22 protein-coding genes are annotated in these 25,235 nt (G+C 77.8%); 5 read left to right on the top strand and 17 right to left on the bottom strand.

Annotation, left to right across the window (positions count from 1 at the left end):
• Positions 1–14: 14 nt before the first annotated feature.
• The gene (locus ACI79X_RS18290; protein ID WP_457026840.1) at positions 15–689 is read right to left on the bottom strand and encodes a response regulator transcription factor; all 675 of its coding nucleotides are present in this window, start codon (positions 687–689) and stop codon (positions 15–17) included.
• Positions 686–1,831: a sensor histidine kinase gene (locus tag ACI79X_RS18285; RefSeq protein WP_457026839.1), complete on the bottom strand. Its 1,146-nt coding sequence runs from the start codon at positions 1,829–1,831 to the stop codon at positions 686–688. The genes ACI79X_RS18290 and ACI79X_RS18285 overlap by 4 nt, the downstream gene beginning before the upstream one ends.
• Positions 1,832–2,013: 182 nt before the next feature.
• Between ACI79X_RS18285 and ACI79X_RS18280 the strand changes: the two genes are divergently transcribed.
• Positions 2,014–2,886 carry an ABC transporter ATP-binding protein gene (locus ACI79X_RS18280; protein ID WP_457026838.1) on the top strand — a complete coding sequence of 291 codons (873 nt, stop codon included), beginning with the start codon at positions 2,014–2,016 and terminating at the stop codon, positions 2,884–2,886.
• A gap of 55 nt (positions 2,887–2,941) precedes the next feature.
• Positions 2,942–3,724: a hypothetical protein gene (locus ACI79X_RS18275; RefSeq protein WP_457026837.1), complete on the top strand. Its 783-nt coding sequence runs from the start codon at positions 2,942–2,944 to the stop codon at positions 3,722–3,724.
• A gap of 136 nt (positions 3,725–3,860) precedes the next feature.
• Here the strand turns inward: ACI79X_RS18275 and ACI79X_RS18270 are convergent, their stop codons facing one another.
• Together ACI79X_RS18270 and ACI79X_RS18265 are read right to left on the bottom strand one after the other, a co-directional pair.
• Positions 3,861–5,249 carry a DUF222 domain-containing protein gene (locus ACI79X_RS18270; protein ID WP_457026836.1) on the bottom strand — a complete coding sequence of 463 codons (1,389 nt, stop codon included), beginning with the start codon at positions 5,247–5,249 and terminating at the stop codon, positions 3,861–3,863.
• A 186-nt stretch (positions 5,250–5,435) separates the two neighbouring features.
• Positions 5,436–6,341: a hypothetical protein gene (locus ACI79X_RS18265; protein WP_457026835.1), complete on the bottom strand. Its 906-nt coding sequence runs from the start codon at positions 6,339–6,341 to the stop codon at positions 5,436–5,438.
• A gap of 73 nt (positions 6,342–6,414) precedes the next feature.
• Between ACI79X_RS18265 and ACI79X_RS18260 the strand changes: the two genes are divergently transcribed.
• Positions 6,415–7,491, top strand: coding sequence for an alkene reductase (locus ACI79X_RS18260; RefSeq protein ID WP_457026834.1), 1,077 nt, complete (start codon positions 6,415–6,417; stop codon positions 7,489–7,491).
• Here the strand turns inward: ACI79X_RS18260 and ACI79X_RS18255 are convergent.
• The 13 genes from ACI79X_RS18255 to ACI79X_RS18195 all read right to left on the bottom strand — a co-directional run bounded on the left by ACI79X_RS18255 (position 7,488) and on the right by ACI79X_RS18195 (position 22,981).
• Positions 7,488–8,198, bottom strand: a complete 711-nt coding sequence (locus ACI79X_RS18255) for an ABC transporter ATP-binding protein (protein ID WP_457026833.1) — start codon at positions 8,196–8,198, stop codon at positions 7,488–7,490. The genes ACI79X_RS18260 and ACI79X_RS18255 overlap by 4 nt on opposite strands.
• Entirely contained in the window at positions 8,198–9,022 is an 825-nt protein-coding gene (locus ACI79X_RS18250) for an ABC transporter ATP-binding protein (protein WP_457026832.1), read from the bottom strand. Before ACI79X_RS18250 ends, ACI79X_RS18255 begins: the two co-directional genes overlap by 1 nt.
• Positions 9,012–11,696, bottom strand: coding sequence for a hypothetical protein (locus ACI79X_RS18245; RefSeq protein ID WP_457026831.1), 2,685 nt, complete (start codon positions 11,694–11,696; stop codon positions 9,012–9,014). The genes ACI79X_RS18250 and ACI79X_RS18245 overlap by 11 nt, the downstream gene beginning before the upstream one ends.
• A gap of 84 nt (positions 11,697–11,780) precedes the next feature.
• A complete protein-coding gene (locus tag ACI79X_RS18240; protein WP_457026830.1) occupies positions 11,781–14,249 on the bottom strand; it encodes an FAD-dependent monooxygenase in 2,469 nt (822 codons plus the stop codon).
• Positions 14,246–15,490, bottom strand: a complete 1,245-nt coding sequence (locus tag ACI79X_RS18235) for a beta-ketoacyl synthase N-terminal-like domain-containing protein (RefSeq protein WP_457026829.1) — start codon at positions 15,488–15,490, stop codon at positions 14,246–14,248. The genes ACI79X_RS18240 and ACI79X_RS18235 overlap by 4 nt, the downstream gene beginning before the upstream one ends.
• Entirely contained in the window at positions 15,487–16,773 is a 1,287-nt protein-coding gene (locus tag ACI79X_RS18230; protein WP_457026828.1) for a beta-ketoacyl-[acyl-carrier-protein] synthase family protein, read from the bottom strand. The genes ACI79X_RS18235 and ACI79X_RS18230 overlap by 4 nt, the downstream gene beginning before the upstream one ends.
• Positions 16,770–17,195, bottom strand: a complete 426-nt coding sequence (locus tag ACI79X_RS18225; protein WP_457026827.1) for a cupin domain-containing protein — start codon at positions 17,193–17,195, stop codon at positions 16,770–16,772. Before ACI79X_RS18225 ends, ACI79X_RS18230 begins: the two co-directional genes overlap by 4 nt.
• Positions 17,196–17,225: 30 nt before the next feature.
• Positions 17,226–18,200, bottom strand: a complete 975-nt coding sequence (locus tag ACI79X_RS18220; RefSeq protein WP_457026826.1) for an ACP S-malonyltransferase — start codon at positions 18,198–18,200, stop codon at positions 17,226–17,228.
• The gene (locus ACI79X_RS18215; RefSeq protein WP_457026825.1) at positions 18,197–18,697 is read right to left on the bottom strand and encodes an SRPBCC family protein; all 501 of its coding nucleotides are present in this window, start codon (positions 18,695–18,697) and stop codon (positions 18,197–18,199) included. The genes ACI79X_RS18220 and ACI79X_RS18215 overlap by 4 nt, the downstream gene beginning before the upstream one ends.
• 10 nt (positions 18,698–18,707) lie before the next feature.
• Positions 18,708–20,438 (bottom strand): acetyl-CoA carboxylase biotin carboxylase subunit, encoded by a 1,731-nt coding sequence (locus ACI79X_RS18210; protein WP_457026824.1) that lies wholly within the window; start codon positions 20,436–20,438, stop codon positions 18,708–18,710.
• Positions 20,435–20,968, bottom strand: coding sequence for an acetyl-CoA carboxylase biotin carboxyl carrier protein (locus tag ACI79X_RS18205; protein WP_457026823.1), 534 nt, complete (start codon positions 20,966–20,968; stop codon positions 20,435–20,437). The genes ACI79X_RS18210 and ACI79X_RS18205 overlap by 4 nt, the downstream gene beginning before the upstream one ends.
• Complete coding sequence (accA, locus tag ACI79X_RS18200; RefSeq protein ID WP_457026822.1) at positions 20,955–22,670, bottom strand: carboxyltransferase subunit alpha; 1,716 nt, start codon at positions 22,668–22,670, stop codon at positions 20,955–20,957. Before accA ends, ACI79X_RS18205 begins: the two co-directional genes overlap by 14 nt.
• Complete coding sequence (locus ACI79X_RS18195) at positions 22,667–22,981, bottom strand: TcmI family type II polyketide cyclase (protein WP_457026887.1); 315 nt, start codon at positions 22,979–22,981, stop codon at positions 22,667–22,669. The genes accA and ACI79X_RS18195 overlap by 4 nt, the downstream gene beginning before the upstream one ends.
• Before the next feature lie 379 nt (positions 22,982–23,360).
• Between ACI79X_RS18195 and ACI79X_RS18190 the strand changes: the two genes are divergently transcribed.
• Positions 23,361–24,092, top strand: coding sequence for a LuxR C-terminal-related transcriptional regulator (locus ACI79X_RS18190; protein ID WP_457026821.1), 732 nt, complete (start codon positions 23,361–23,363; stop codon positions 24,090–24,092).
• A 227-nt stretch (positions 24,093–24,319) separates the two neighbouring features.
• The gene (locus ACI79X_RS18185; protein WP_457026820.1) at positions 24,320–25,117 is read left to right on the top strand and encodes a LuxR C-terminal-related transcriptional regulator; all 798 of its coding nucleotides are present in this window, start codon (positions 24,320–24,322) and stop codon (positions 25,115–25,117) included.
• The last annotated feature ends 118 nt before the right edge of the window (positions 25,118–25,235 follow it).

Here is a 25,235-nt window from a genome sequence, read left to right as displayed (position 1 = left end):
GACCCGGGCGGCGGTCAGCCCTCGAGCAGGCCTGCCTCGTGGGCGAGGATCGCCGCCTGCGTCCGGTTGGCGAGGTCGAGCTTGGTGAGCAGCCGGGAGACGTAGGTCTTCACGGTGGCCTCGCTGACGAACAGCCGGCCGGCCAGCTCGGCGTTGGAGCCGCCGCTGCCGAGCAGGGTGAGCACCTCGCGCTCGCGGTCGGAGAGGGCGGCCACCCGCTGCAGCGCCTCGGCCCGCCGCGGGGTGGCCCGGCTGCCGACGTAGGAGGCGATCAGCCCGGCGGTGACGGCGGGGGAGAGGGTCGCCGTCCCGTCGGCCACCGCCCGCACGGCGGCGGCGATCTGCCGCGGCGGGGTGTCCTTGAGCAGGAACCCCGCGGCACCCGCGGCCAGCGCCGCGTAGACGTACTCGTCGACGTGGAAGGTGGTGAGGACGGCGACCTGCGGCGGGTCGGGCAGCGCCAGGATCGCGCGGGTGGCGGCCAGCCCGTCCATCCCGGGCATGCGGACGTCGGTGAGCACGACGTCGGGCCGCAGCTCGCGCGCCGCGGCCACCCCGGCGGCGCCGTCGCCGGCCTCCCCGACGACGTCGATGTCCCCGGCGGCCTCCAGCACCGTCCGCAGCCCGAAGCGGACCAGCTCCTCGTCGTCGACCAGCAGCACCCGGATCCGGCGCCCGTCCCCGGTCACGCGGGCAGCACCGCCTCGACGCCGAAGCCGCCGTCGAGGCGGGGCTCGGCGCTCAGCCGCCCGCCGAGGGTGCGCACCCGCTCGGCCAGCCCCACGAGGCCGAAGCCGCCGCCGGGCACCGGTTCGGCCGCCCGGGCGGGCGGGCCGTTGACCACCCGCACGTGCAGCTCGTCCGGACGGCGCTCGACGGTCACCTCCACCGGCGCGTCGGGGGCGTGCCGGCCGGCGTTGGTGAGCGCCTCCTGCACGATGCGGTACGCCGCCCGGCCGACGACGGGGTCGACCGGAGCGGTCCCCTCCGCGGGGCCGGTCCAGCACACCGCCATGCCCGCCTCCCGCGCGGAGGCCACCAGGCGCGGCAGGTCGGGCAGGCCGGGCTGCGGCCCGAGCGGCGCGGCCTCGTCGACCTCTCCGGCGCGCAGCACCCCGACCATCTGCCGCAGCTCCTCCAGCGCCTGCCGCCCCGCCGTCTGCACCTGCCCGGCGAGCTGCTCCACCCGCCCGGGGTCGGCGGCGGCCACCTCGATCGCGCCGGCCTGCAGCACCATCAGGCTCACCCGGTGCCCGACCGCGTCGTGCATCTCGCGGGCGATCCGGGTGCGCTCGGCCAGCACCGCGGCGGAGGCGAGCCGCTCCCGCTCGGCCTCGGCGCGCGCCGCCCGCTCCCGGAGCGCGGCGAGCAGCTGGGCCCGGGTGCGCTGCCAGATGCCGAGCGCCGCGGGCAGCACGAGGGCGATGGCCACCGCGCCGAGCGCCCCCACCGCCTCGTCGGGCGTGCCGACCGTCCACGGCTGGGTCAGCGCGACCGTCCCGAGCGCGCCGGCGACCGCGCGCACCGCCCAGCGGCCCTCGTAGCGGCCGATCGCGTAGGCGGTGAGCAGCATGCCGATCACCAGCGCCGGCACCAGCGCGCCGAGCACGGCGCTGACGACGAAGGGCACCACGGGTGCCGACCGCCGGAACAGGAACAGGGTGGCGACCAGGAGCAGGCCGCCTCCGAGGAGGACGGCGTCGGGCGTCAGGCGCGCCTCCGGGGTGACGACGCCGACCGCCACGGTGCCCGCGCTCGCCAGCGCCAGGAGCGCCTCGAAGCCGATGCTGCGCGCGCGCAGGCCCGGCCACACGCGCTGCCGGAACCCCATGGGCGGAGCGTAGGTCGGCCGGGGGCGCCTGCGGGTCGTCCGTCCGGCGCGGTCCCGTGTCCACTTCCGGACGACACGACGGCGCCGTCCGTCGACCCGGATCGGCTGCCTCCGGCCGACGCGGGGACGCCGTCCCGGGCGGCAGGTTCTGCGGTGACCGCAGCGAGAGCCCGGAGGCAGCGATGATCGAGGTCAGCGGACTGACCAAGCAGTACGGCGCCCGGACCGTCGTCGACGACGTGTCCTTCACCCTCGAGCCCGGCACGGTGACCGGTTTCCTCGGGCCCAACGGCGCGGGCAAGACGACGACGATGCGGATGATGACCGGCCTGGTGCCGGCCACCGCGGGCACCGCCCGGATCGACGGCCGCGCCTACGCCGACCTGCCGAACCCGGGCGCCGTCGTCGGCACCCTGCTCGACGCCTCCGCCGTCCACCCCGGGCGCACCGGCCGGACGCACCTGCGGCTGCTCGCCTCGGTCGTCGGGGTGCCGGCGGCGCGGGTGGAGGAGGTGCTCGGCCTGGTCGGGCTCACCGCGGCGGCCGGCAGGCGAGTCGGCGGCTACTCGCTGGGCATGCGGCAGCGGCTGGGCATCGCCGGGGCGCTGCTGGCCGACCCGGCGGTGCTGGTCTTCGACGAGCCGGCCAACGGCCTGGACCCCGAGGGCATCCGCTGGATGCGCGACCTGCTCCGGGCCCACGCCGCCCGCGGCGGGACGGTGCTGCTGTCCTCGCACCTGCTCGGCGAGGTGGAGTCGACCGTCGACCGGCTGCTGGTCATCGGCGCCGGGCGGGTGGTGGCCGACGGCCCGGTCGGCGACCTGCTCGGCGGCGAGGGCGCCACGGTGCGCGCCACCGACCCGGCGGCGCTGGCCCGGGCCCTGGAGGCGGCCGGGTTCCACGTGCAACACGGGGCCGACGGCGCGCTGGTGGTGCCGGGCGCCGAGCCCGGTCAGGTCGGCGCGGTCGCCGCCGCGGCCGGCCTGGTGCTCACCGACCTGCGCCCTGTCCGCCGCGGCATCGAGGACCTGTTCTTCCAGCTCACCGCCGCCTGAGCCTTTCCCGCCCGTCCCGACCCCCTATCCCTCCGCCCCTTCTCTGGAGACCGTCATGGCCACCGTCCTGCCCGCCGGCACCACCGCGCCCCCGACCACTGCCACCGTCACCCGGCCGCCCGTCCGCGCCGGGGGGCCGTCGGCCGCCACGCTGGTCGGCGTCGAGGTCCGCAAGTCCCTGTCCACCCGCTCGGGCCGGTCGCTGGCCGCGGCGGCCGCGCTGCTGGCGCCGGCCGCGACCGTCCTCGTCGCGTCCGCCAGCGACGAGGACCTGGGGTCGGTCACCGGGCCGATCGGCGTCATGGGGATGCTCACCGGCCTGGTGCTGGTCGCCCTCGGCGTGCTGTCCAGCGCGGGGGAGTGGAGCCACCGGACCGTGCAGACCACCTACCTGCTCGTCCCGCGCCGCGGCCGGGTGCTGGGAGCCAAGGCGGCGGCCGTCGGGCTGCTCGGCGCGGCGCTGGCGGCGGTGTCCGCGGCGCTCGTCGCCGGCGCCCTGGCCCTCCTCGCCGACGGCGTGTCCTGGGACGGTGCCGGGCGGGCGCTCGGGGTGGTCGCCGCCGCAGGGGCGGTGTTCGCGCTGGTCGGCACCGGGATCGGCGCGGCGCTGGCGAACACCCCGGCCGCGCTGACGTCCTTCTACCTCGTCGTCCTCGGGGTGCTGCCGCTGGTGCGCACCTTCAAGCCGGAGGTCGGCTCGAGGCTCGACCCGGCCGAGGCGGTGCTCGCCCTCGCCCAGGAGCAGGCCCAGACGCAGTCCCTGCTGGTCCTCGCCGGCTGGCTCGTGGCGAGCCTCGCCGCCGGGGCGGTCGTCACCCGGCGTCGCGCGGTGGCCTGACCGACGACGTCCCGTCCGGGGTGGCCGGAGCCGCAGCTCCGGCCACCCCGGACGCAATCCCGTCGGGCTCCGTCAGGACCCCCCTGACCGCGCCGCCGCGGTCGTGGCCCGCGTTCCCGCGGGAACGCCGGACGGGTCAGGCCGCCCGACTGCCGCGCTCGGCGGCGAGCCGGCGCTCCAGGTCGCGGTTGCCGAGCAGCACCCCGACGACGTAGCCGAGGTCCATCCGCTCGCCACCGACCGCCAGCGTCCCGGGGAGGTCCCGGCCCCCGCCGGGCAGCAGCCCAAGGACGGCCCCGCGTCCGGCGTCCCGGGAGGCGCCGTCGGGGAGGTGGGCGTCCGCGGCGAAGGCGCTGTCGCCCCGGCCCCACAGCCGGCGGCCGTCGGGCGTCACGGCGACCAGTTCGCCGCCGCGCCGGCTCATCCGCAGATCGAGGTCGTGCGCGAGGCCGTGGTCGGCGTCGCAGAGGAGCGCCATGTTGTCGATGTCGGTGCCACCGCCGGAGGACCAGGGCCGCAGGTGGTGGGCGTGCAGCCGCTCGGGACGGGTCTCGGGGCACCCCGGCCGGATGCAGCCGCCGTCGCGCCGCACGAGCGCCCGCCGCTGGGCCCGGGTGGCCAGCCGCCGTGCTCGTCCCACCGCCAGCGGCTCCCGGCCCCGCTCCAGCATCGTGACGACGGTGGCCTCGCAGAGCATCCGGCGGACCTGGCTGCCGTGCAGCGCCGGACCGTTCTCCAGGTACGCGCGGCCCGCCGCGGCGTCGTCCGCGAGGACGGCGGCGTCGACGTGCACGACCACCTCGCGCCGCGGCGGGTCGCCGGCCCGTCGGTCGGCCTCCGGCGCGGCGGCACCGAGCCGGGCTACGGCGGCGCAGCGACGCTCGGCTGTCCGTTCCCGCGCGAGGGCGACCTCGTCGAGCGGCTCGTCGGCCGTGCCGTCCACGGCGTCGTCCGGGTCGGCGCCCGGGGTGGCGGTGGTCCCGGAGGTGGCCGTCGCGGCAGCGGCCGCCCGTCCGGCGGCGGCCCGCTCCCGGCGGGCGTCGCGCTCGGCCAGGGCGTCGACGCCGGTGAGGAAGGTGGCACCCTGCTCGGGGTCGAGGCGCATGCGGACGACGAGCATCCCGTCGTCGTCCCACCAGTACTCGAAGCGCCGCTTCTCGCGGACGGTGCCGGCGTCGACGGCGTCGGAGCGGCGCCACTCCCGGACCACCCGCTCCACCTGCGCGGCGGTGGCCTCACCCGCGAGCGCGAGGAGTGCCGCCTCGGTGTCGGGCGCCGCGACGCGGGTCATGGCGCGGACCTCGGAGTAGGACAGCCGGCCGGAGGCGAAGGCGGCGCGGATCCCGGGGAGCGTGGCGAGGGCGCGGGCGACCCGGACGTGCTCGCGTGCGGTGCCCGGGGACAGCCCGCACTGCCAGGCCAGCCAGTGGGCGCACGACCGGAGAGCATGACCGGCCCAACCCTCGCGCCGGTCGAACCGGGCGATGAGCAGCAGCCACTCCGCGGTGGCGGCGGCCAGGCGCACGGCGGCGCCGGTGATGAGCCCGGCGAGCTCGTCGAGCGGCAGGTCCGTCTCGGCGGCGGGGTGGTCCTCGGTCAGGGCGCCCTCCTCGAACGGGTGTTCGGGACGCTAGTCGCGGCCACCGACAGAACCGCAGGTCAGCGGTCCGGAGGCGTTCCCGCGGGAACGCGCCGGGTCCCGGCGCGGGCGTCAGGAGGTGCGCGGCCCGAGGGTGGCCGTGCCGGTGATGGACGCCGGCCCGCCGGCTGCGCCCGCCGACAGCGACCACCGCTCGCCCTCGGCCCGGCCGGTCGCCCGCACGGGCGTGCCCGCGTACACCGGGCGGACCAGCCGGTGGGCGAACGACGTGACGGACCGGTCCGGGGCGGGCCGGCCCCGGGTGGAGCGGTCCCGGGTGGCCTCCAGCACCGCGCGGCGCGGGACCTCCAGGAGCAGCAGCGCCAGCAGCGGGCCGTGCACGACCAGCCCGGGATGGCCCTCGACGCCGGTGGCGTACGGCGCGTCGTAGTGGATGCGGTGCGCGTTGTAGGTGAGTGCGCTGAAGCGGAACAGCAGTGCCTCGTCGGGGACCAGGTCCACCGACGGGCCGCCGTCCACACCCGGCGCCCCCGTGCCCGCCGGCGCCGGGAACGAGCCGCCCGGCTGGGACCGGTAGACGACGTCCTGCTCCTCGGTGAGCAGCAGCCGGCCCGCCGAGCGGAACTCGCTGCGCACCGTGACCAGCAGCATCTCGCCGCTGCGCCCGGTCTTGACCTCGCAGCGGGCCAGCGACGACGTCCGCTCGACCGTCGAGCCCACGACCAGCGGGGCCGAGGACTCGAACCGGCCGCCGGCGATCATCCGGCGGCGGTGCGGCAGCGGCGGGAGGAAGTGCCCGTCGCGCGGGTGGCCGTCCTCGCCGAGATCCGCGCTGGCCGGCCGCTCGACGAAGGTGAACCAGTGCCAGCCCAGTGGCAGCGGGTCGCCCTCGGCGGGCGCGTCGGCGGGGCGGTCCAGCAGCGCGGCGAAGGCGGCCGCGGGCCCGGGCGCGACGACGGCGGTGTCGGTGACCGGACCGGGCGACCAGCCCTCGACGGCGGCGGCGAGCGGGCTCACCGGCCCATCGTGCCGGGTGTGACACCGCCCGCACTGCGGAAGATCCAGGCCCCGCCCGGTGTCGGAAGCCCTCGTGGACCTGTTCTCCCCCGTGACCCTCGGCGACCTCGAGCTCGCCAACCGCGTGGCCATGGCGCCGCTGACCCGCATGCGCTCCGGCTCGTCCGGCGTCCCCGGCGACCTCGTCGTCGAGCACTACGCGCAGCGCGCCTCCATCGGCCTGATCGTCACCGAGGGCACCTACCCCAACCACGAGTCCCAGGCGTTCGTCGGCCAGCCCGGCATCGTCACCGACGAGCAGGTGGCCGGCTGGCGTCGCGTCGCCGACGCCGTGCACGCCCGCGGCGGCCGGATCGTCATGCAGGTGATGCACGGTGGCCGCGTCACCCACCCCGACGTCAACGGCGGCCGCCGCGTCGTCGCCCCGAGCGCGATCGCCATCCAGGGCGAGGGCCACACCGAGAAGGGCAAGCAGGCCTACCCGGTGCCGCACGCGCTCACCACGGACGAGGTCCGCGACGTCGTCCGCGACTTCGTGCGCGCCGCCGAGCGGGCCCGCGAGGCCGGCCTCGACGGCGTCGAGATCCACGGCGCCAACGGCTACCTGCTGCACGAGTTCCTCTCGCCGGCCTCCAACGTGCGCGACGACGAGTACGGCGGCTCCCCGGAGAACCGCGCCCGCCTCGTGGTCGAGGTCGTCACCGCCGTCGCCGAGGCGATCGGCGCGGGCCGCGTGGGGCTGCGCATCTCGCCGGAGCACGACATCCAGGACGCCCTCGAGACCGACCGCGACGACGTCCTCGCCACCTACGGCGCGCTGGTCGACCAGCTGCGCCCGCTGGGCCTGGCGTACCTCTCCGTGCTGCACCGCGAGCCGGGCGGCGACCTCGTGCAGGAGCTGCGCCGCCGCTTCGGCGGGCACCTCATGGCCAACAGCGGCTTCGGCAGCGTGACCACCCGCGACGAGGCGCTGTCGCTCATCGAGGCCGCGCACGCCGACGTCATCGCGGTCGGCCGGGCGGCCATCGCCAACCCCGACCTGGTCGAGCGCTGGGCCGGCGAGCACCCGGAGAACGAGATCCGGTCGCACCTGTTCTACGCGTCCGGCGCCGAGGGCTACACCGACTACCCGGCTCTGCGCGCGGGCTAGCCGGCCGCCTCGTCGCCGCCGTCGCCGGCCCCGACCACCCGGCCGTCCGACAGCCGCACCACCCGGTCGGCCGCCGCGACGACCAGGGGGTCGTGGCTGGCGACGAGCACCCCGGTGCCCGCGTCGGCGCACGCCCGCAGCACGCCGAGCACGTGCACCGACAGCTCCTGGTCGAGCCGGCCGGTCGGCTCGTCGGCGACGAGGAAGGCCGGCCGCAGCACCAGCGCCCGGGCGAGCGCGGTGCGCTGCTGCTCGCCGAGGGAGACCTCGTCGGGCAGCCGGTCGGCCAGGGCGCCGAGCCCCAGCTGCTCGAGCCCGGCCAGCGCGGCGGCCCGCGGGTCGGGGGCGCCCGCGAGCCGCGCCGGCATCGCCACGTTGTCGGCGAGGGTCAGCTCGTCGAGCAGGCCGAGGCGCTGAGGGACGACGGCGAGGGTGGCCCAGCCGGCCTCGGCCGGTGAGCGGGCACCCGGCACGGTGACCTCGCCCCGGTCGGGGCGCTCCCAGCCGACGAGGCAGTGGAGCAGTGTCGTCTTGCCCGACCCGGAGCGGCCCAGCAGCGCCACGACCTCGCCCGGGGCGACGGCGACGTCGACGCCGCGCAGCGCGTGCACCTCCTCGCGGCCGCGCCGGTGGGTCCGGTACAGGCCGGCGCCGCGCAGCGCGGCGCCGCCCGCCGAGGGCACGCCGGCCGCGGGGACGCCCGCCATCACGGCTCCCTCAACAGCACGCCGTCGGCGGTGAGCTCGACGGCGACCCGCCGGTCCGGGAACCGCGCCAGGGCCTCCTCGGGCAGCTGCACCCGGCCCTCGCCGTCGACCACCGCGAGCCGGCGCCCGGCCACCTCCTCGTGCGCCACCGCGCCCGACCGCAGGTGCACCACCCGGTCGGCGGCGGCCGCGGCCTGCGGGTCGTGGGTGGCCATGACGACGCTCGTGCCGTCGCGGGTGAGCTCGGCGACCGCGGCGAGCAACTGCTCCGTCGTCGCGGAGTCCAGCTCGCTGGTCGGCTCGTCGGCCACCACCAGCGCCGGCCGGCCGAGCACCGCCTGGGCCAGCGCCAGCCGCTGCTGCTCGCCACCGGAGAGCTCGGCCGGCAGGTGCCCCGCGCGGTCGGCCAGGCCCAGGACGTCGAGCAGCTCCGCGCCCTGCCGCGCCGCCTCCCGGCGGCCCATCCCGCGCAGCCGCCCGGCCAGCACCAGGTGCTCGGTGCCGGTGAGGTGCGGCAGCAGGTTCTGCCCGGGACGCGGGAAGACGTAGCCGATCTCCCGGCGGCGCAGCGCCCGCAGCCGCCGCGCGGACAGGCCGGCCAGCGACGTGCCGGCCACCTCCGCCACGCCCGCCGTGGGCCGGTCCTGCGCGGCGAGGATCCGCAGCAGCGAGCTCTTCCCCGATCCCGACGGGCCGGTCACCGCGGTCAGCCGCCCGGCGGGGACGACGACGTCCACGCCCTTGAGCGCGTGCACCTCCCCGCTCGGCGACGGGTAGATCCGGACCAGCCCCTCGCAGCGGGCGGCCGCCGCGTCACGGCGCACCGCGCACCACCAGCCCGGCGTCGGCGGTCCGGCGGGCGCGGGCGGCCAGTACCGCGGCCACCCCGGCGACGGCCGCCACCCCAGCCGCGACGACGGCGAGCGTGCCCGCCGGCACCGCCAGCACGGGCCCGGGCAGCACCTGCGGGTCGGGGTCCAGCAGCCGCACCACCAGGGCGGACGCCGGCAGCGCCACCGCGACCGCCACCGCGGCGCCGAGCCCGGCCAGCAGGCCGGTCTCCAGCGCCACCGCGAGGTCGGCCGACCGCCGCCGCAGCCCGGCCCGGGCGAGCAGCACCGCGGCCACCCGGCGCCGCCGCTGCTGGGCGAGGGCGTGCAGCACCACGCCGAGCAGGCCCAGCGCCCCGGCGGCCAGCCCGACGGCGCGCAGGTACTCCAGCGACCACAGCTGCGCCCGCGCGGCGGGGCGGGCGGCGAAGGCGCCGGCCGTCGTCACCTCCTCGCGGTCGAAGGCGTGCCCGCCGGCCTCCAGTTCCGGCAGCAGGACCGCGGGCGGGGTCCCGGCCCACACCTGCCGGTCGAGCAGCTGCACCGGGTCGCGCCCGCCCGCCGCGAGCACGGCCTCGACCGCGTCCCGGTCGGCGACCACCAGCGGCGTCCGCGACGGCTGCCCCGGGAACGCGGCCACCCGCCCGACCACCTCCACGGGCAGGGTGTAGGAGCGCACGCGGGTGAGCACGAGGTCGGTGCCGGGCACGCCGAGCGCGTCGTCGGGGAGGGGGCCGGCGAGCAGCACCGGCACCCGGTCCCCGCGGTGGGCGGCGAGGGCGTCGAGCACGTCGCGCAGCGGCCGGTCGGCGAGGCCGTCGTCCCAGCGCAGCACCCCGGCCGCCTCGGCGGGGTCGAGGGCCAGCAGGTCGGCGTCGAGGTCGCCGGGCGAGAGCGTCACGCCGGTCTCCGTGGACACGAGCGCCGTTCCCGCGGGAACGGGTCCGGGCTCGTCGGTGCGCCGCAGCAGCGGGACGACGGTCTCCGCGCCGGCCGCGACCACCGCCTTCGCGTCCATCGTGCGCTCGGCCGACCCGGCGAGCGTGGTGGCGTGCACGACCAGGGCGAGCGACACCGCCGTCGTGACCACGACCAGCCGGCTGGTGCCGCTCGCGGCGGCCACGCGGCGCACCGCCAGGAAGGCGGGCGCGGGCAGCCGGCGCCCGGCGCCCCGGCCGAGCCGGGACAGCCCGGCGGTCAGCAGGCCCGCGACGACGGCGGCCACCGGCAGCGGCAGGAGCAGCGGCAGCACGCCGAGCCCGCCGCCGCCCCCGCCGTCGCCGCCCCTGGGATCGGCGCCCGCCACCGCAGGCACCGCCACGACGGCGGTGACCGCGGCGGTGACCGCCAGCCAGGGCAGCCGCGCGGGCGCGGGGCGGCCGCCGCGGTCGAGCCGGGCGACGAGCAGCGCGGAGGTGACGGCGAGGACGGCGAGACCGGCCAGCGCACCGGCGGCGAGGACCGCGGCCACGGGCGGCAGCGTGCCCGCGGGGAAGCGCGGCGCCGGCCCGAACTGCCGCACGAGCAGCCAGCCCGCCGCCGCGCCGGCCGCCGTTCCCGCGAGCACCGGCAGCACCGCCTCGCGCACCGCCTGCCCGGCCGCCCGCGCGGGGGAGCCGCCGCGGGCCAGCAGCAGCCGCAGCTCGTCCTCCCGGCGCCGCACCCGGTGCCCGGCCCAGGCGCCGACCAGCACGAGCGCGGTCAGGCCCGCGCCCGCGCCGACCGCCCGGACCGGTGAGCGCAGCAGCCCGACGGTGTCGTCGACGGCGACCAGCGCGTCCCCGAGCCCGCTGCGCGGCGTGGGCCGGGCGACGTCCTCCTGCGCGGTGAGCCGGGCGACCGGGGAGGCGGGGTCGGCCAGGGCGTCCCGGAGGTCGTCGACGCGGCCGAGGACGTCGCGCGCACCGTCGGTGCCGATGCCGTCGGGGACCGCCACCCGCCACTGCAGGAAGAGGTCGACCTGCAGGCCCGTCGCGGTGTCGAGGACGACCTCCCGGGGCGCGAGCAGCACCGGCGGGCGGGGGATCGGCAGCCCGGTGACCTTGCGGACGCGCGGCAGGAACAGCGACGCCTGCTCGGCCCAGTACGCGGGCAGGGGCGCGGCCGGCTCGGCGTAGACGCCGGTCACCGGCAGCGACACCGGCAGCCCCTCCGCCGACGTCGCCTCGAGCACCCCGCCCAGCGCGAGGCCGGTGGTCTCGGCGAGCCGGCGGGGGACGGCGACGCCGTCGCCGGGGCCGCCGGCCACGAACTCGACCTGCTCCTCCCACCCGGCGCGCGAGAGCATCTCCAGCGTCGTGACGCCCCCGGGGCCGTCGGTGACCAGCGGCTCGCGCAGGCGGACCTGCAGCCGCGGGCCGGGCAGCCCGGCGGCGGCGACGGCGTCGGTCACGCCCTGGTCGAGCTCGCCGGCGCGGCCGATCCGGGCGGGGGAGGGCGCGCCGCTCGTCGGCACCGTGGTGGTGTCCAGGACGATCCCGAGGTCGGCCTCGTCGGTGCGGGCGCGCTCGCCGAGCCAGGCACCCTCCTCCGCGGCGGCGAGGAACAGCGGCGCCGACACCACCGCCGCGGCCAGCAGCGCGGCGAGCGCGGCCAGCGCCAGCGCCTGCCCACCCCCGGGGACGAGCGCCACCCGGAGCCGCCGGAGCAGGCGCCGGGCCGTGGTCATGGGGCGGACCGTAGTGGTGCACGCCACACCCGCGTCCCTCCCGGCGCCGTGGTGTGCCGGGAGGGACGGACGGGGACAGGGGGATCAGAGCGCGTAGACGCCGGCCAGGTGCTCGCGCAGCGTGTCCTCCCGCACCGGGCGGGCGCGGAACCCGACGTGCCCGTCGGGCCGGACGACGTAGGCGGCCGTGCCGGCGCCGGTGATCCCGTAGGCCGCCCGGAAGCCGCCGCCGGGGTCGGTGAGCACCGGCAGCTCCACCAGCGGCGGGACGGCGGTGCCCGGTGCGAGCACCAGGTACGGCCGCACCTGCCCGCGGGTGTCCCGCCGGACCGCCGCGGCCAGCTCCTCCAGCGCGCCGGGGTCGGCGGTGTCGTCGGCGGAGAGCAGCAGCGTCGCGTGCGTCCCGCGGGTGAGGTCGAAGACCCGCAGGTCGTGCGCGACGCCGAACCGGCGCAGCCCCGTCACGTCCGGCGCCCGGTGGCCCGGCTCCGGTCCGCCGTCGAACCCGTCGCGCGCGCCCGGCCGGCCGGCGTCCTCGCCCACCAGCGGGCTGCCGGCGTAGTTCATGGTCATCTGCATCTCGAGCAGGAACTGCGCCTTCTCGTCCTCCATGTCCATCTCGTCGGTGAACGCGATGGCCACGGCCCGGTCGACGATCGCCTTGCCCGCCGGGCGCCGCTCGGCGTCGTAGCTGTCGAGCAGGCCGGGCGAGGCCTGCCCGCGGACGGCCAGCGCCAGCTTCCACGACAGGTTCCACGCGTCCTGGATGCCGGTGTTCATGCCCTGCCCGCCGGCCGGCGGGTGCAGGTGCGCGGCGTCGCCGGCCACGAACACCCGGCCCTCGCGGTAGCGGTCGACGATGCCGTGCTTGATCCGGAAGATCGACGACCAGCGCAGGTTGCTCGCCGTCGTCCCGGCCGGGCCGAGGTCGTCGATGGCGGCCTGGATGTCGGCCAGCCCCGGCGGGTCGTACTCCTTCCAGAACCCGGGCGGGACGACGCCGGTGCCGATCGTCTCCTGCAGCCGCTTGGGCGCCAGCGTGGCCACCCGGTAGCGGTTGCGACCCCGCAGCGGGACGCAGACGAGCATCCCGGTGAAGTCGCCGTCGTCCTCGATGCGCACCCAGCGCACCAGGTGCCCGGGCGGCATCTCCCAGTCGACGTCGACGTCGCCGAGCATGAACAGCTGCGGGAACATCGACAGGCCGCCCTCGAAGCGCAGCCCGAGCTGGGCGCGCACCGCGCTCGACGCGCCGTCGGCACCCACGAGGTAGGCCGCCCGCGCCGCCTCGACGTCGCCGGAGCGGTGGGCGAGCGTCGCGGTGACGCCCTCGTCGTCCTGGGTGAAGCCGGTGAGCTCGACCCCGCGCTCCACCTCGACGCCGAGCGTGCGCAGCCGCCCGGTGAGGATGCGCTCGGTCTCGTACTGGGGCAGGCCGAGGTGGGCGAAGGGCAGCTCCTCCAGGCCAGACCAGTCCACCTGGTGGGTCCGCTCGCCGTTGACGAACACCGTCTGGCCGTAGAGCCAGCTGCCGGCGTCCATCGCCTCGGTGACGACGCCCTGGTCCTCCCAGATCTCCATCGTCCGGCAGTGGATGCCGATCGCCTTGTCCGCCTGGGTGGAGGCCTCCGGCCGCTTGTCGACGACGCGGACGGCGACCCCGCGGCGGGCCAGCTCGATGCCGGCGGTCAGCCCGGCGGGCCCGGCGCCGACCACCAGCACCTCCGCCGCCGCCCGGGTGCGGGCGGCCGGGGGCGCCGGCACGGGGGAGGGCAGCGAGCCGACGTCGATCGGTGCGGTCACCGGCTCGGACACCGCCGGACGCGGGGCCGGCACCTCCACCGGAGCCGCCGGGGCGGGAGCCGGGACCGGGGGCGCGGCCGCGGCCCGGATCCCGCGCACGCCGGCCTCCTGCGGGCGGAACCGGATCTCGTAGAGCTTGCGCTGGAAGAACACCGACAGCCAGCGGATCAGCGGCCCGCTCTGGTCGGCGTGGGAGGGGTCCTCCACCCAGTTGCGGAAGTCCTCGTCGGACTCCCACTCGGCGAAGATGTGGTAGAGGTCCGAGTCGGGCTCGCGGAGCAGCTCCTCGCGGATCAGCCCCTTCGTCCCGCGCAGCCGGTCGGTGACGATCGCGTACGCGCGCTCGAACGCCTCCTCCTCGCCGGGCGCCACCTTCGTGCTGATGTCCACCCGCACGTGCGAGGCCTGCTCGCCGCCGGTGATGCCGTAGAGCACCTCGAACGTGCTGCGGTCGGCGTCCTCGCGCAGGTCGCGCAGCGCGGCGGTGAGCGTCTCGCGGGCCTCCGACCGGCCGAAGCCGTCCACCGCCGCCCGGTCGGCCCAGTCGGCGGCGATGAGGAAGGTGCGCGGGTCGGCGGCGTCGCGCAGCAGCTCCTGCCGCACGTTGCCCGGCACGGTCGCGATCCGCGCCGCCGCCTCCCGCCACGCCTCCTCGAACGCCTGCTCGCAGCCCTCCCGCACGCGCATCCGCAGCAGGGTGCGCACCGCGCCGTCGTGCGTGGTGGCCGGCCGCTCCTCCAGGGTCGTCATGACGTCGCTCCTCCAGCGGGTCGGCGCAGCACCAGGCTGCTGTTGAAGCCGCCGGCGCCCCGCGCGAGGACGACGACGGTGGACAGGTCCTGCACCCTCCCGGCGGTCACCAGGTCGACCCCGGGCGGCGCCTCGACCGGCTCGGTGAGGAAGGCGGTGCCGGGCACGATCCCGTCCCGCATGGCCAGCAGCGCCGTCGCCACGTCCAGCGCCGACCCGCCGGCCATGAGCCGGCCGGTGAACGACGACGGCGCGGTCACCGGCACCGGGGTGGCGCGGCCGCCGAACACCGCGCCGAGCGCCTCGAGCTCGAGCCGGTCGAGCTCGAGCACGCCGGCGCCGTCGGCGATGACGAGGTCCACCTCGTCCGGGGAGACGCCGGCGTCGGCCAGCGACAGCCGGATCGCCCGCGCGTACTGCACGGCGTCGGGGGCCGGGTCCTCGTGGTGGTGGGCGTCGTGGGTGGCCGCGTAGCCGGCCACCTCGCCCCACACCCGCGACGCGCCGCGCGCGGCGGCCGCTCCCGCCTCCTCCAGCAGCAGGATCGCCCCGCCCTCGCCCACGACGTGCCCGTTGGCCCGCCGGTCGAAGGGCAGGTAGGCGTCCTCGGGACGCCCGGCCGACGACAGCCGCCCGCCGGTGGCCTGGCACAGCACCGCGTACGGGCACAGCCCCGCCTCGGTGCCGCCGACCAGCACCGCGGGCGTGCCCCGGCGGGCCACCCGCCGGGCCCAGCCGATGCTGTCCAGCCCGCCGGCCCCCTCGCTGACGACGACGCCGGAGGGCCCCTTGAACCCGTCGCGGATGGACACCTGGCCGGTGGAGGCGGCGTAGAACCAGGCGATCGACTGGTAGGCGCCCACCGACCGGGGCCCCTTCGCCCACAGCCCCTGGATCTCGTGCTGGCTGAACTCGTTGCCGCCCGAGCCCGAGGCGAGGAACACCGACGTCGCGTAGACGTCCTCCGGCGCGGTGTAGCCGCCGTCCTCGGCGGCCAGCGTCGCCGCGGCCAGGGACATCCACGTCCACCGGTCGGTCTGCACCATGAGCTGCGGGGACACGTGGTCGGCCGGGACGAAGTCGCGCACCTGCCCGGCGAGCGGGACGCCGTAGCGCGCCGAGTCGAAGCCCTCGACGGGCCGGATCGCCGGCTCGCCGCGGACCAGCGACGCCCAGTGCTGCTCGACGCCGACCCCCGTGGGGGCGACGACGCCGATCCCGGTGACCAGCAGCCCCGTCACGACTCCCTCCGCGTGGGGCTCGCGAGCACGATCGCCGACTGGAACCCGCCGAACCCGCTGCCCACCGAGATCGCGACGTCGACCTTCTGCTCGCGCGCGGTCCGCGGCACGTAGTCCAGGTCGCACTCGGGGTCGGGCACCTCGTAGTTCGCCGTCGGCGGCAGCACGCCGCGCTGCACCGCGAGCGCCGTGGCGGCCACCTCGATCGCCCCGATCGCGCCGAGCGAGTGACCGACCATCGACTTGATCGAGCTCATCGCCACCGTCCCGGCGGCCGGGCCCAGGCTCTTCTTGACCGCCGCCGTCTCGTGCCGGTCGTTCTGCTTGGTGCCCGAGCCGTGCGCGTTGACGTAGCCGACCTCGCCGGGGTCGGTGCGGCCCTGGCCGAGCGCGACGGTGATCGCCTCGGCCATCTCGGTGCCGTCGGGCTTGAGGCCGGTCATGTGGAACGCGTTGCAGCGGTTGGCGTAGCCGGTGACCTCGCAGTACACCTCCGCGCCGCGCGCCCGGGCGCGACCGAGCTCCTCCAGCACCAGCACCGCCGCGCCCTCGCCCATGACGAACCCGTTGCGCCGCGCGTCGAACGGCTTGGACGCGTGCTCGGGGTCGTCGTTGCTGTCGGTGGTCGCCCGGATGGTGTCGAAGCAGGCCATCGAGATGGGCGAGATCGGCGCGTCGCTGGCCCCGGCGATCACGACGTCGGCGTCGCCGTCCTCCACCAGCTGCGCGCCGTACCCGACGGCGTCGATGCCCGACGTGCAGCCGGTCGAGACCACGGTCGCCGGCCCGTGGGCGCCGAAGCGCACCGCGAGCTCCGTGGCGCCACAGCTGGGCACCAGCGCGGAGGCGAGGAAGCGGGAGGCGTAGCGGGGGTCGACCTCCCACAGCCGGCCGGCGTCGCTGACCGACACGTACTCCTGCTCCAGCCGCATCGTGGCCCCGACGGCGCTGCCCAGCGTCACCCCGACCCGGTCGGGGTCGGGCCCGTCGTCGGCGCCGAACGCCAGCCCGCTGTCGGCCACCGCCTCGTCGGCGGCGACCATCGCCATCTGCACGAAGCGGTCGGTGCGGAACACCTCGTGCGCGGTGAGGCCCAGCTTCCGCCCGTCGAAGTCGACCTCCGCGGCCACCTGGGAGCGGAAGCGCGCCGGGTCGAAGAAGGTGATGCGGCGGGTCGCCGTCCGGCCCGCGGTGATCATGTCCCAGAAGCCCTCGCGGCCCATCGACCCGGGGGCGACCACCCCGATCCCGGTGACGACGACCCGCCGCCGGCCGGTGCTCACCGGACGCCCGGGGGGAGCTCGGTGTCCACGTGGCCGAGCTCGGGCCGCGGCGCGAGCGGGCCGCACAGGAAGACGAACTCGGCCGTCGTCGCGGAGTCGTTGACGATGCGGTGCCGCACCCCGACCGGGATGTGCACCGCCGACTCCGCGACCAGCCGCCGGGGCTCGCCGTCGAGGGTGACCAGGACGTCGCCGGCCGAGCAGTAGAGGAACTCCTCCGAGTACGGGTGCCAGTGCTCGGTCACCACCTCGCCGGGCTCGAGGGTCAGCGTCCCCATGAACCCGGCGGTGGAGCCGACGCTGGCCGGGGACAGCAGCACCCGGATGTCCCCGCCGCGCCGGCGGTTGGGCGGGGTGTCGGCGCGGGAGACGGTGGGGCCGCACCGCGTCGGCGTCGCCGGCGCGTGCTGGATGGTCGTCATGGTTCTCCTCGATGTGCGGGCACGGGGCGGTCAGGCGGGCACGGGCGGTCGGACGGGCACGGACCCCGCGAGCGCGGGTCCGGGGACGGCGCCGGGGACGGGCGGGACGGGCCCGCTCACCAGGCGGACGGGCAGGCCGGGGACGGTCTGCGCCGCCCACGGGCCGACCAGCGGCTCGGCACCGATCTCGACCAGCGCCGTCGCGCCCAGGTCCGCGAGCGCGTGCGCGGTGGCCTCCCACAGCACGGGCGCGGTGAGGTGGCGGCGCAGGGCCGCGGCCAGCCGGTCCGGGTCGCGGGTGGGCACGGGGTCGGCGTTGGGGACGACGGGCAGGGCGGGCGCCGACCACTCGAGGTCGGCGAGCGCCGCGGCGAGGTGGTCGGCCACCGGGCGGACCAGCGCCCCGTGGCAGGGTGCCCGGCCGGGCAGCCGCACCAGCTCCAGCCCCGCGGCGCGGACCAGCTCACCGGCGTGCGCGAGCTCGGCCCGCCCACCGGCCAGCACGGCCCGCTCCGGCGCGTCGAGGGAGGCGATGCACAGCGGCCCGCCGGCCCCGGCGACCGCCACGGCGGCGGCCGCGATCGCCGCGGCGCCCGGGCCGAGGACTGCCGCCTGCCCGGCGCAGGACGGCCGCGGGGCCAGCGAGAGGAGCTCGGCGCGCCAGTGCACCAGCTCCACCACCTGCTCCAGCGGCAGGGCGCCGGCGGCGGCCAGCGCGGCGAACTCGCCGACGCCGTGGCCGGCCACCGCGACGGGGTCCAGGCCCCGGGCGGTGAGGCTGCGGAAGCCGGCGACCCCGGCCACGACCACCTCGAGGTGGGCCGCGACGGGGTCGGGTGCGGTCGCGGGGTCCCGCCACCAGGCGGCGACGTCGCGGCCGACGACGGCGTCGACCCCGGTCACGGTGGACGCGGCCACCGGGTCGGCCAGCCACGGGTCGACCATCCCGGGCCGGGAGCCGTCCTCACCGGGGAGGACGACGGCGGGACCCCGCGCCGCGGTCACCCCTCGGCCCCCCGCGCGGTGGCGGCCGCCGCCTCGACCTTCTGCTTGATGACCGACATCTGGACCTTGCTGTTGGCGTCGATCCGGCGGGTCATCCCCTCGGTGTCGATCGGCGCCTCCGGCCGCATCCGGAAGTCCTGCACCCAGCGCATCCGGGTGGCGCCGCCCTCGGGCGTGTAGGTCCAGTGGATGTCCATGTGCTCGAACGGGCCGGGCTCCACGCGGCGGGCGCGCACCTCGCGCGCGGCCGGGTCGAGGGTCCGCTCGGACACCCAGCTCCACGTCCGCCCCGACTCGTCGGGGTGCATGGTCAACCGGAACCGGAACCAGGTGTCGGTGGACTCCAGGATCTCCACCGAGCGGTACTCGGTGAACAGGTCAGGCCACGACGCGAGGTCGTTGGTCATCGCCCACACGTGGTCGATGTCGGCGTCGATGACGATCGAGTTGTCGGTGTGCCCGACGGTCAGGGTCGACGGGCTGTCGGTGGTGGTCATCGCGGGCGCCTCACGCCGGCTGGGAGGCGGCCGCGCGGACGGTCTCGACGATCTCGCCGAAGGTGTACGCCTCCGGGTCGTCGTCGGGCATCGTCGTGCCGAACCGGTCGTGCAGCTCGGTCTGCATGGACAGGAACGCCAGGGAGTCCAGGCCGACGTCGGCGAAGCGGGCGTCGGGGTCGGTGGTGTGCGCCTCCTGCGGCAGGCCCGCCTTCTCGGTGAGCAGCTGCATGAGGTCGGACTGGCTGAAGGGCATGACGGTGTCCTCCTCGGGACGGTGGTGCGGGTCGGCCGGCACGGCGGGCTCGCCGTCCGGGACGAGGTGCAGCGGCCCGCGCAGCGCGGGCAGCGCCGGCTCGGGGCACGCGGCGATCGCGGCGGCGCGGACCAGCAGGTCGGGCAGCCGGCGGTCGAGGAACTGGACGTCGTGCCGGTCGGCGCGCACGTCGGGGTCGCGCAGCAGCGCACGGTGCAGGGCGGTGGTGGTGTGCACGCCCGGGCCCTCGACGCGCAGCTCGGCCAGCGCCCGGTCCATCCGGCGCAGCGCCTGCTCGCGGTCGGGCGCCCAGACGACGAGCTTGCCGAGCAGCGAGTCGTAGTGCGGGCTGACCTCGTCGCCCTGCCGGTAGCCGGTGTCGAAGCGGGTCCAGGGACCGTCGGGGACGCGCAGCACGTCGAGCCGGCCGGGTGCCGGGGCGAACCCGCGGGCGGGGTCCTCGGCGTTGATCCGGCACTCCACCGCCGCACCGCGGACGACGACGTCCTCCTGGCGCAGCCGCAGCGGCTCCCCGCCGGCCACCAGCAGCTGCTCGCGCACCAGGTCGATGCCGGTGAGCAGCTCGGTCACCGGGTGCTCGACCTGGATGCGGGCGTTCATCTCCATGAAGTACGCGCGGCCGGCGTCGTCGACGAGGAACTCCACGGTGCCGGCGCCGGTGTAGCCGACCGACAGCGCGCCGCGGACCGCCATCTCCCCGAGCGCGGCCCGCTGCTCCGGCGTCAGGTGCCCGGCCGGGCCCTCCTCCAGCAGCTTCTGGTGGCGGCGCTGCAGCGAGCAGTCCCGCTCGCCGAGGTACACCCCCGCGCCGTGCTGGTCGCACAGCACCTGCACCTCGACGTGCCGGGCGCCGGAGAGGTAGCGCTCGACGTAGACGGCGGGGTCGCGGAACACCGCCCGGGCGACGGCCCGGGTGGTGGTGAAGGCCTCGGCGAAGTCGGCCGGGTCCCGCACCACCGTCATGCCGCGCCCGCCGCCGCCGGCCGCGGCCTTGATGATCACCGGGTAGCCGATCTCGTCGGCGACGGCCTGCCCCTCCTCGGCGGTGCGCACCGGGTCGACGACGCCGGGCAGCAGCGGGAGCCCGGCCGCGGCCATGAGGCGCCGCGCCGTCGCCTTGTTGCCCACCTGCTGCATGACCTCCGGGGGCGGGCCGACGAAGGTCAGCCCCTCGGTCTCGCAGATCTCGGCGAAGTCGGGGTCCTCCGAGAGGAACCCGTAGCCGGGGTGGACGGCGTCGGCGCCGCTGCGCAGCGCCGCCTCCACCACGTTGGGCACGTGCAGGTAGCTCGCCCGCGGGGCCGGCGGGCCGATGTGCACGGCCTCGTCGGCCATCTCGACGACGGCGGAGCGCCGGTCGGCGGTCGAGTGGACGGCGACCACCTCGATGCCGAGCTCCCGGCAGGCGCGGGCCACCCGGACGGCGATCTCGCCGCGGTTGGCGATGAGCAGCCGGGCGATCACCGGGCGCCCCCGGGCGGCCGGAGCAGCAGCAGGACCTGGTCGTACTCGACGGACTCCGCGTCGCCGGCCCGGATCTCGGCGACCACCCCGGCGGTGTCGGCGAGGATCGGGTTCATCAGCTTCATCGCCTCGACGATCCCGAGCGTCTGGCCGGCCTCCACCTCGTCGCCGACCCGCACGAACGGCTCGGCGCCGGGGGAGGGCGCGACGTAGAAGGTGCCCACCAGCGGCGCCCGGACGGCGACCGTGCCCTCGGGCACCTCGGGCTCCGGGCCGGGGTCGGCCGGCGCGGGGGCGACCGCGGTCAGCCCGCCCTGCGGCGCCGGGGCCGGGGAGAGGGCGGGCGCCGGCGCCTCGGCCCACTCGACCTCCACCGCCCGGTCGCCGCTGCGCACGGTGAGCCGGCGCAGCGGGCCGGGCAGCGCGCGCGCGAGGTCGACGACCTCCTCCTGCAGCGACCGCACCCCGCTCCCCGGGAGGTCGGCGTCGGCCCCGCCGTCGGCCCGCGGCGGCAGCTCAGCGGGCCGCACGTCCGCCACCCCCCGGGGCGACCACGTGCAGCGGGCGGGTGTCCTCGCCGCCGATCCGCGACAGCCGGCGGGCCCGCCGGGCGAGCAGCGTGCCGACGTCGAGCCGGCACAGCTCGTCGAGCTCGGCGGCCACGGCCTCGCGGACCAGGCGCGTGGCCTCCGCGGGGTCGGCGTGCGCCCCGCCGGGCGGCTCGGGCACCACCGAGGTGGCGATCCCGCTGGCCAGCAGGTGGCCGGCGCCCAGCCGCATCGCCCGGGCCGCGGCGGGGGCCGCCGACGCCGTCCGCCACAGGATCGCCGCGCAGCCCTCGGGGCTGATCACCGACAGGTAGGCGTTCTCGCTGACCAGCAGCCGGTCGGACGTGCACAGCGCCAGCGCGCCGCCGCTGCCGCCCTCGCCGGTGAGGACGGCGACCACCGGCACCCGCAGCCGGCTGCTGCGCATGATCGTCTCGGCGATGGCGTGCGACTGGCCGCGCTCCTCGGCCTCCGGTCCCGGGTGGGCGCCGGGGGTGTCCACGAGCGTGACCACCGGCAGGCCCGCGGCCTCGGCGTGCGCCATGAGCCGCATCGCCTTGCGGTAGCCCTCGGGGTGCGGCATGCCGAAGTTGCGGGTCACCCGCTCGCGCACGGTGTGGCCCTTCTCGTGGCCGATCACCACCACCGTGCGGCCGCCGAGCGAGGCGACGCCGCCGACGACGGCCGCGTCGTCGGCGTGGGTGCGGTCCCCGTGCAGCTCGACGAAGTCGTCGAAGCCGGCGAGGTGGTCCAGCGTCGTCGGCCGCTCGGCCACCCGCGCCCGCTGGACGACGTCCCACGGGTCGGACTCCCGCAGGACGGGCGCCGGCGCGGCGACGGGAGCGGGCGCGTCCGGGACGGGACGCGCGTGCAGGCGCAGCAGCCGGGTGAGCAGCGGGCGCAGCTCGGCGCGGCCCTCCACCCGGTCGACCAGCCCGTGGGCCAGGAGGAACTCCGCGGTCTGGAAGTCAGCGGGCAGCTCGGCGCGGATGGTCTCCCGCACCACCCGCGGCCCGGCGAACCCGACGTGCGCGCCGCGCTCGGCCACCAGGACGGTGGCCAGCGTGGCGAAGGACGCCGACACCCCGCCGTAGGTGGGGTCGGTGAGCACGCACACCGACAGCAGCCCGGCCTCGCGCAGCCGGGCGTAGGCCTGCCCGGCGCGCGCCATCTGGAACAGCGAGAGCACGCCCTCCTGCATCCGGGCGCCGCCGCTGGCGCACACGGTGACCAGGGGGAGCCGCTGCTCCACCGCCAGGTCGGCCGCGGCGCTCACCCGCCGGCCCACCTCCACGCCCATGCTGCCGCCGAGGAACCCGAAGTCCATCGCGGCCAGCACCACCGCGGTCCCGCCGATGCGGGCGGTGCCGGTGACGACGGCCTCGGTCTCGCCGGAGCGGGCCGCGGCCTCCGCCAGCCGGTCGGGGTAGTCGCGCAGGTCGGTGAACGCCAGCGGGTCCGGCGTCCCGGGCGGGCAGGCCTGCTCGGTGAACGACCCGGCGTCGGCCAGCAGCTCGATCCGGGCCCGCGCGCCCAGCCGCAGGTGGTGGTCGCACTCGGGGCAGACCGACAGGTTCCGCTCGAGCCGCTTGCGGTACAGCAGCCAGCCGCAGCCCGGGCAGCTCACCCAGTCCGCGGGACGGGGCGCCGCGGCCGGCCGGCGCGCCGGGGTCGTCGCGGTCACGGCCGGTCCGCCGACCACTCGTAGAACCGCCGCGCCATCGCGTCCTGCGGTGAGCGCCAGCCCGGGTCGTAGGCGGCGATGTAGGGCCGCAGCTCCTCGCTGACCGACCGGAAGGCCGGCAGCGACTGCGCCACCCGCATCGCCTCGGCCGGCGGGCGGTCGAACTCGATGAGGTGGACGTAGAGCTCGTGGAACGTGAAGAGCGAGCGGTGCCGCACCCCGATCTCGTGCGGCATCGACGTCGCGTCGGACCGGGCGAAGACGTCGGCGACCCGGCCGGCGTCGGCCGGGGTCATCCTCGCGATGATCATCGTCTGGTGCACGGGCACTCCAGCGTCGCTGCGGGCCGGCCGCGGGCGGGCCGGCCGGGGACGGATGCCGGGCGACGCTAGGACCGCGCCGCGGGCCCGGGCACCGGCCACGGGTCGGGTTTCCGGTGCCCGCCCGCCGGTGGAGGGGGCCGGTCGCCGGGGTGGGCGCTCGGAGGAGGGGGCGCCCCCGCCTCCCGGTCCAGCGCCGGGGGACCGGTGCGCACCCGCCCTCCGGCCCGCGCGGACCGCGACCCGGGTATGAATCGCCGGCCTCGCCCCGCGCGGCGAGGCCGCCGGTTGTGGCGGACCGTCCCGTTCCGTCGCTAGCGTCCGGCTCCGGGCGACAGGCGCGGGGAACCCGACCGAGCGGAGCGGACGCATGGGCGGCGAGCCGGACAGCGGGGCCCCCGGGCCCCGGGGAGGGTCCTCGACGGACGACGCCCCGGCCTCGGTCCTCGTCTGCGACGACCACGAGGTGCTGCGGCACGGGCTGCGTGCGGTGCTGCGCTGGGCGACCGACCTGCACGTCGTCGCCGAGGCCGGGGACGCCCGCGAGGCGCTGGTCCTCGCCGCCGACCTGTCCCCGGAGGTCACCCTCGTGGGCCTGGGCACCGGGGGTGCGGGGATCCCCGACCTGGTGCGGGCGCTGACCGCGACCGGCACGCAGGTCCTGCTCCTCGGGGAGGCCGGCAGCAGCGGCGACCTGGTGGAGGCGCTGCGGGCCGGGGCGCGGGGCTACCTGCACACGACGGTGAGCCCCGACCGGCTCGTCGAGGGCGTGCGCGCGGTGCTGCGCGGGGAGACCCTCCTCGACGCCGCGGTGACCGGGGAGCTGCTCACCCGCCTCGACGGCGCCCGTCCCGGCGCCCTGGGTCCCGGCGGGCACAACCCGCTGACCGCGCGGCAGCAGGCGGTGTCGGAGCTGGTGGCCGAGGGGCTGACCAACGCCGAGATCGCCACCCGGCTGCAGGTCAGCCGCGCCACGGTGAAGGGCCACATCACCGTCGCCCTGCGCCGGCTCGGCCTGCGCGACCGCACCCAACTGGCCATCCACGTCAACCGCGTCGCGCGGCCGGGGCCGGGCCGGGAGGCCGGGCCCGTGGGGGGATGACTTCCGTGGTCGGGTCGTCACGCTGGGTGCGGGGCGGGCCAGCGGCCCCGGAGACTCGCGCAACTCCCTGGCAACTGCCTGGACGCCCGCTGTGACCCCGTGCACGATCCGGTCCTCACGGGGGTGACGCAGGACTGTTCAGGCTGGTCCGTCCCGACGGGCGGATCCGGTCGGACCGGAGATCCCGGTCCCCGGACCCGGTCGCCGGCCGGACAGGGGGGAACGACATGCCCGACGACGTCCCGATCCGGCAGGGCCCGCGCGTGCACCGGCCGCACGGACCGACCGCCTCCGCGCCCGGCGGTGCCGCACCGCCGCGCCCGCGGCCGCTGCCCCGGCCGGTCCGGCCGACGCTGGCCCGGCCGCCGTCGCACCTGGTGCGGGTGCTCCTCTGCGAGGACCAGGAGGTGTTCCGGCTGGGCCTGCGGGTGGTGCTCGAGGCCGAGCCCGACATCGCCGTCGTCGCCGAGACCGCCTCGCTGCCCGGCGCGCTGGCGGCCACCGCACAGGTGCCCACCCAGGTGGTCGTCGCCCGCCAGGGGCTCGTGGAGGGCAGCACGCTGCCGCTGCTGCGCGACCTGTGCCGGCAGGGGACGGCGGTGCTCGTGCTCGCCGAGCAGCGCGAGGACCCGTGCGGCGAGCTGGTGGAGGTCCTGCGCGCCGGGGTGCGCGGCTACCTGCCCCGGCGGGCGTGCGCGGCGCGCCTGGTCGAGGCCGTGCGCGCGCTGTCCCGGCACGAGCCGGCCATCGACGCCACGGCCACCAGCGAGCTGGTGCGCTACCTCGCCGAGCCCGGGGCGGCCGCCGGGCCGCCGCAGCGCCCGCTGGACCGGCTCACCGACCGGCAGCGCGAGGTGGCCGAGCTCGTCGCCGAGGGGCTGAGCAACGAGGAGATCGCCCGGCGGCTGTTCCTGAGCCTGGCCACCGTCAAGAGCCACCTGACGGCGTCCATGCGGCGGCTCGGCGTCCGCAGCCGCACGCAGCTGGCGATCCTGGTCAACCGCGACTCCTCGCCCGCCGCCTGAGCCGGGGGGGGGGGGGGGGGGGGGGGGGGGGGGGGGGGGGGGGGGGGGGGGGGGGGGGGGGGGGGGGGGGGGGGGGGGGGGGGGGGGGGGGGGGGGGGGGGGGGGGGGGGGGGGGGGG

This window comes from Geodermatophilus sp. SYSU D01119, assembly GCF_054049975.1.
The sequence above is the reverse complement of the archived record's forward strand: the minus strand, read 5'-3'. Positions and strand labels throughout refer to the sequence as shown.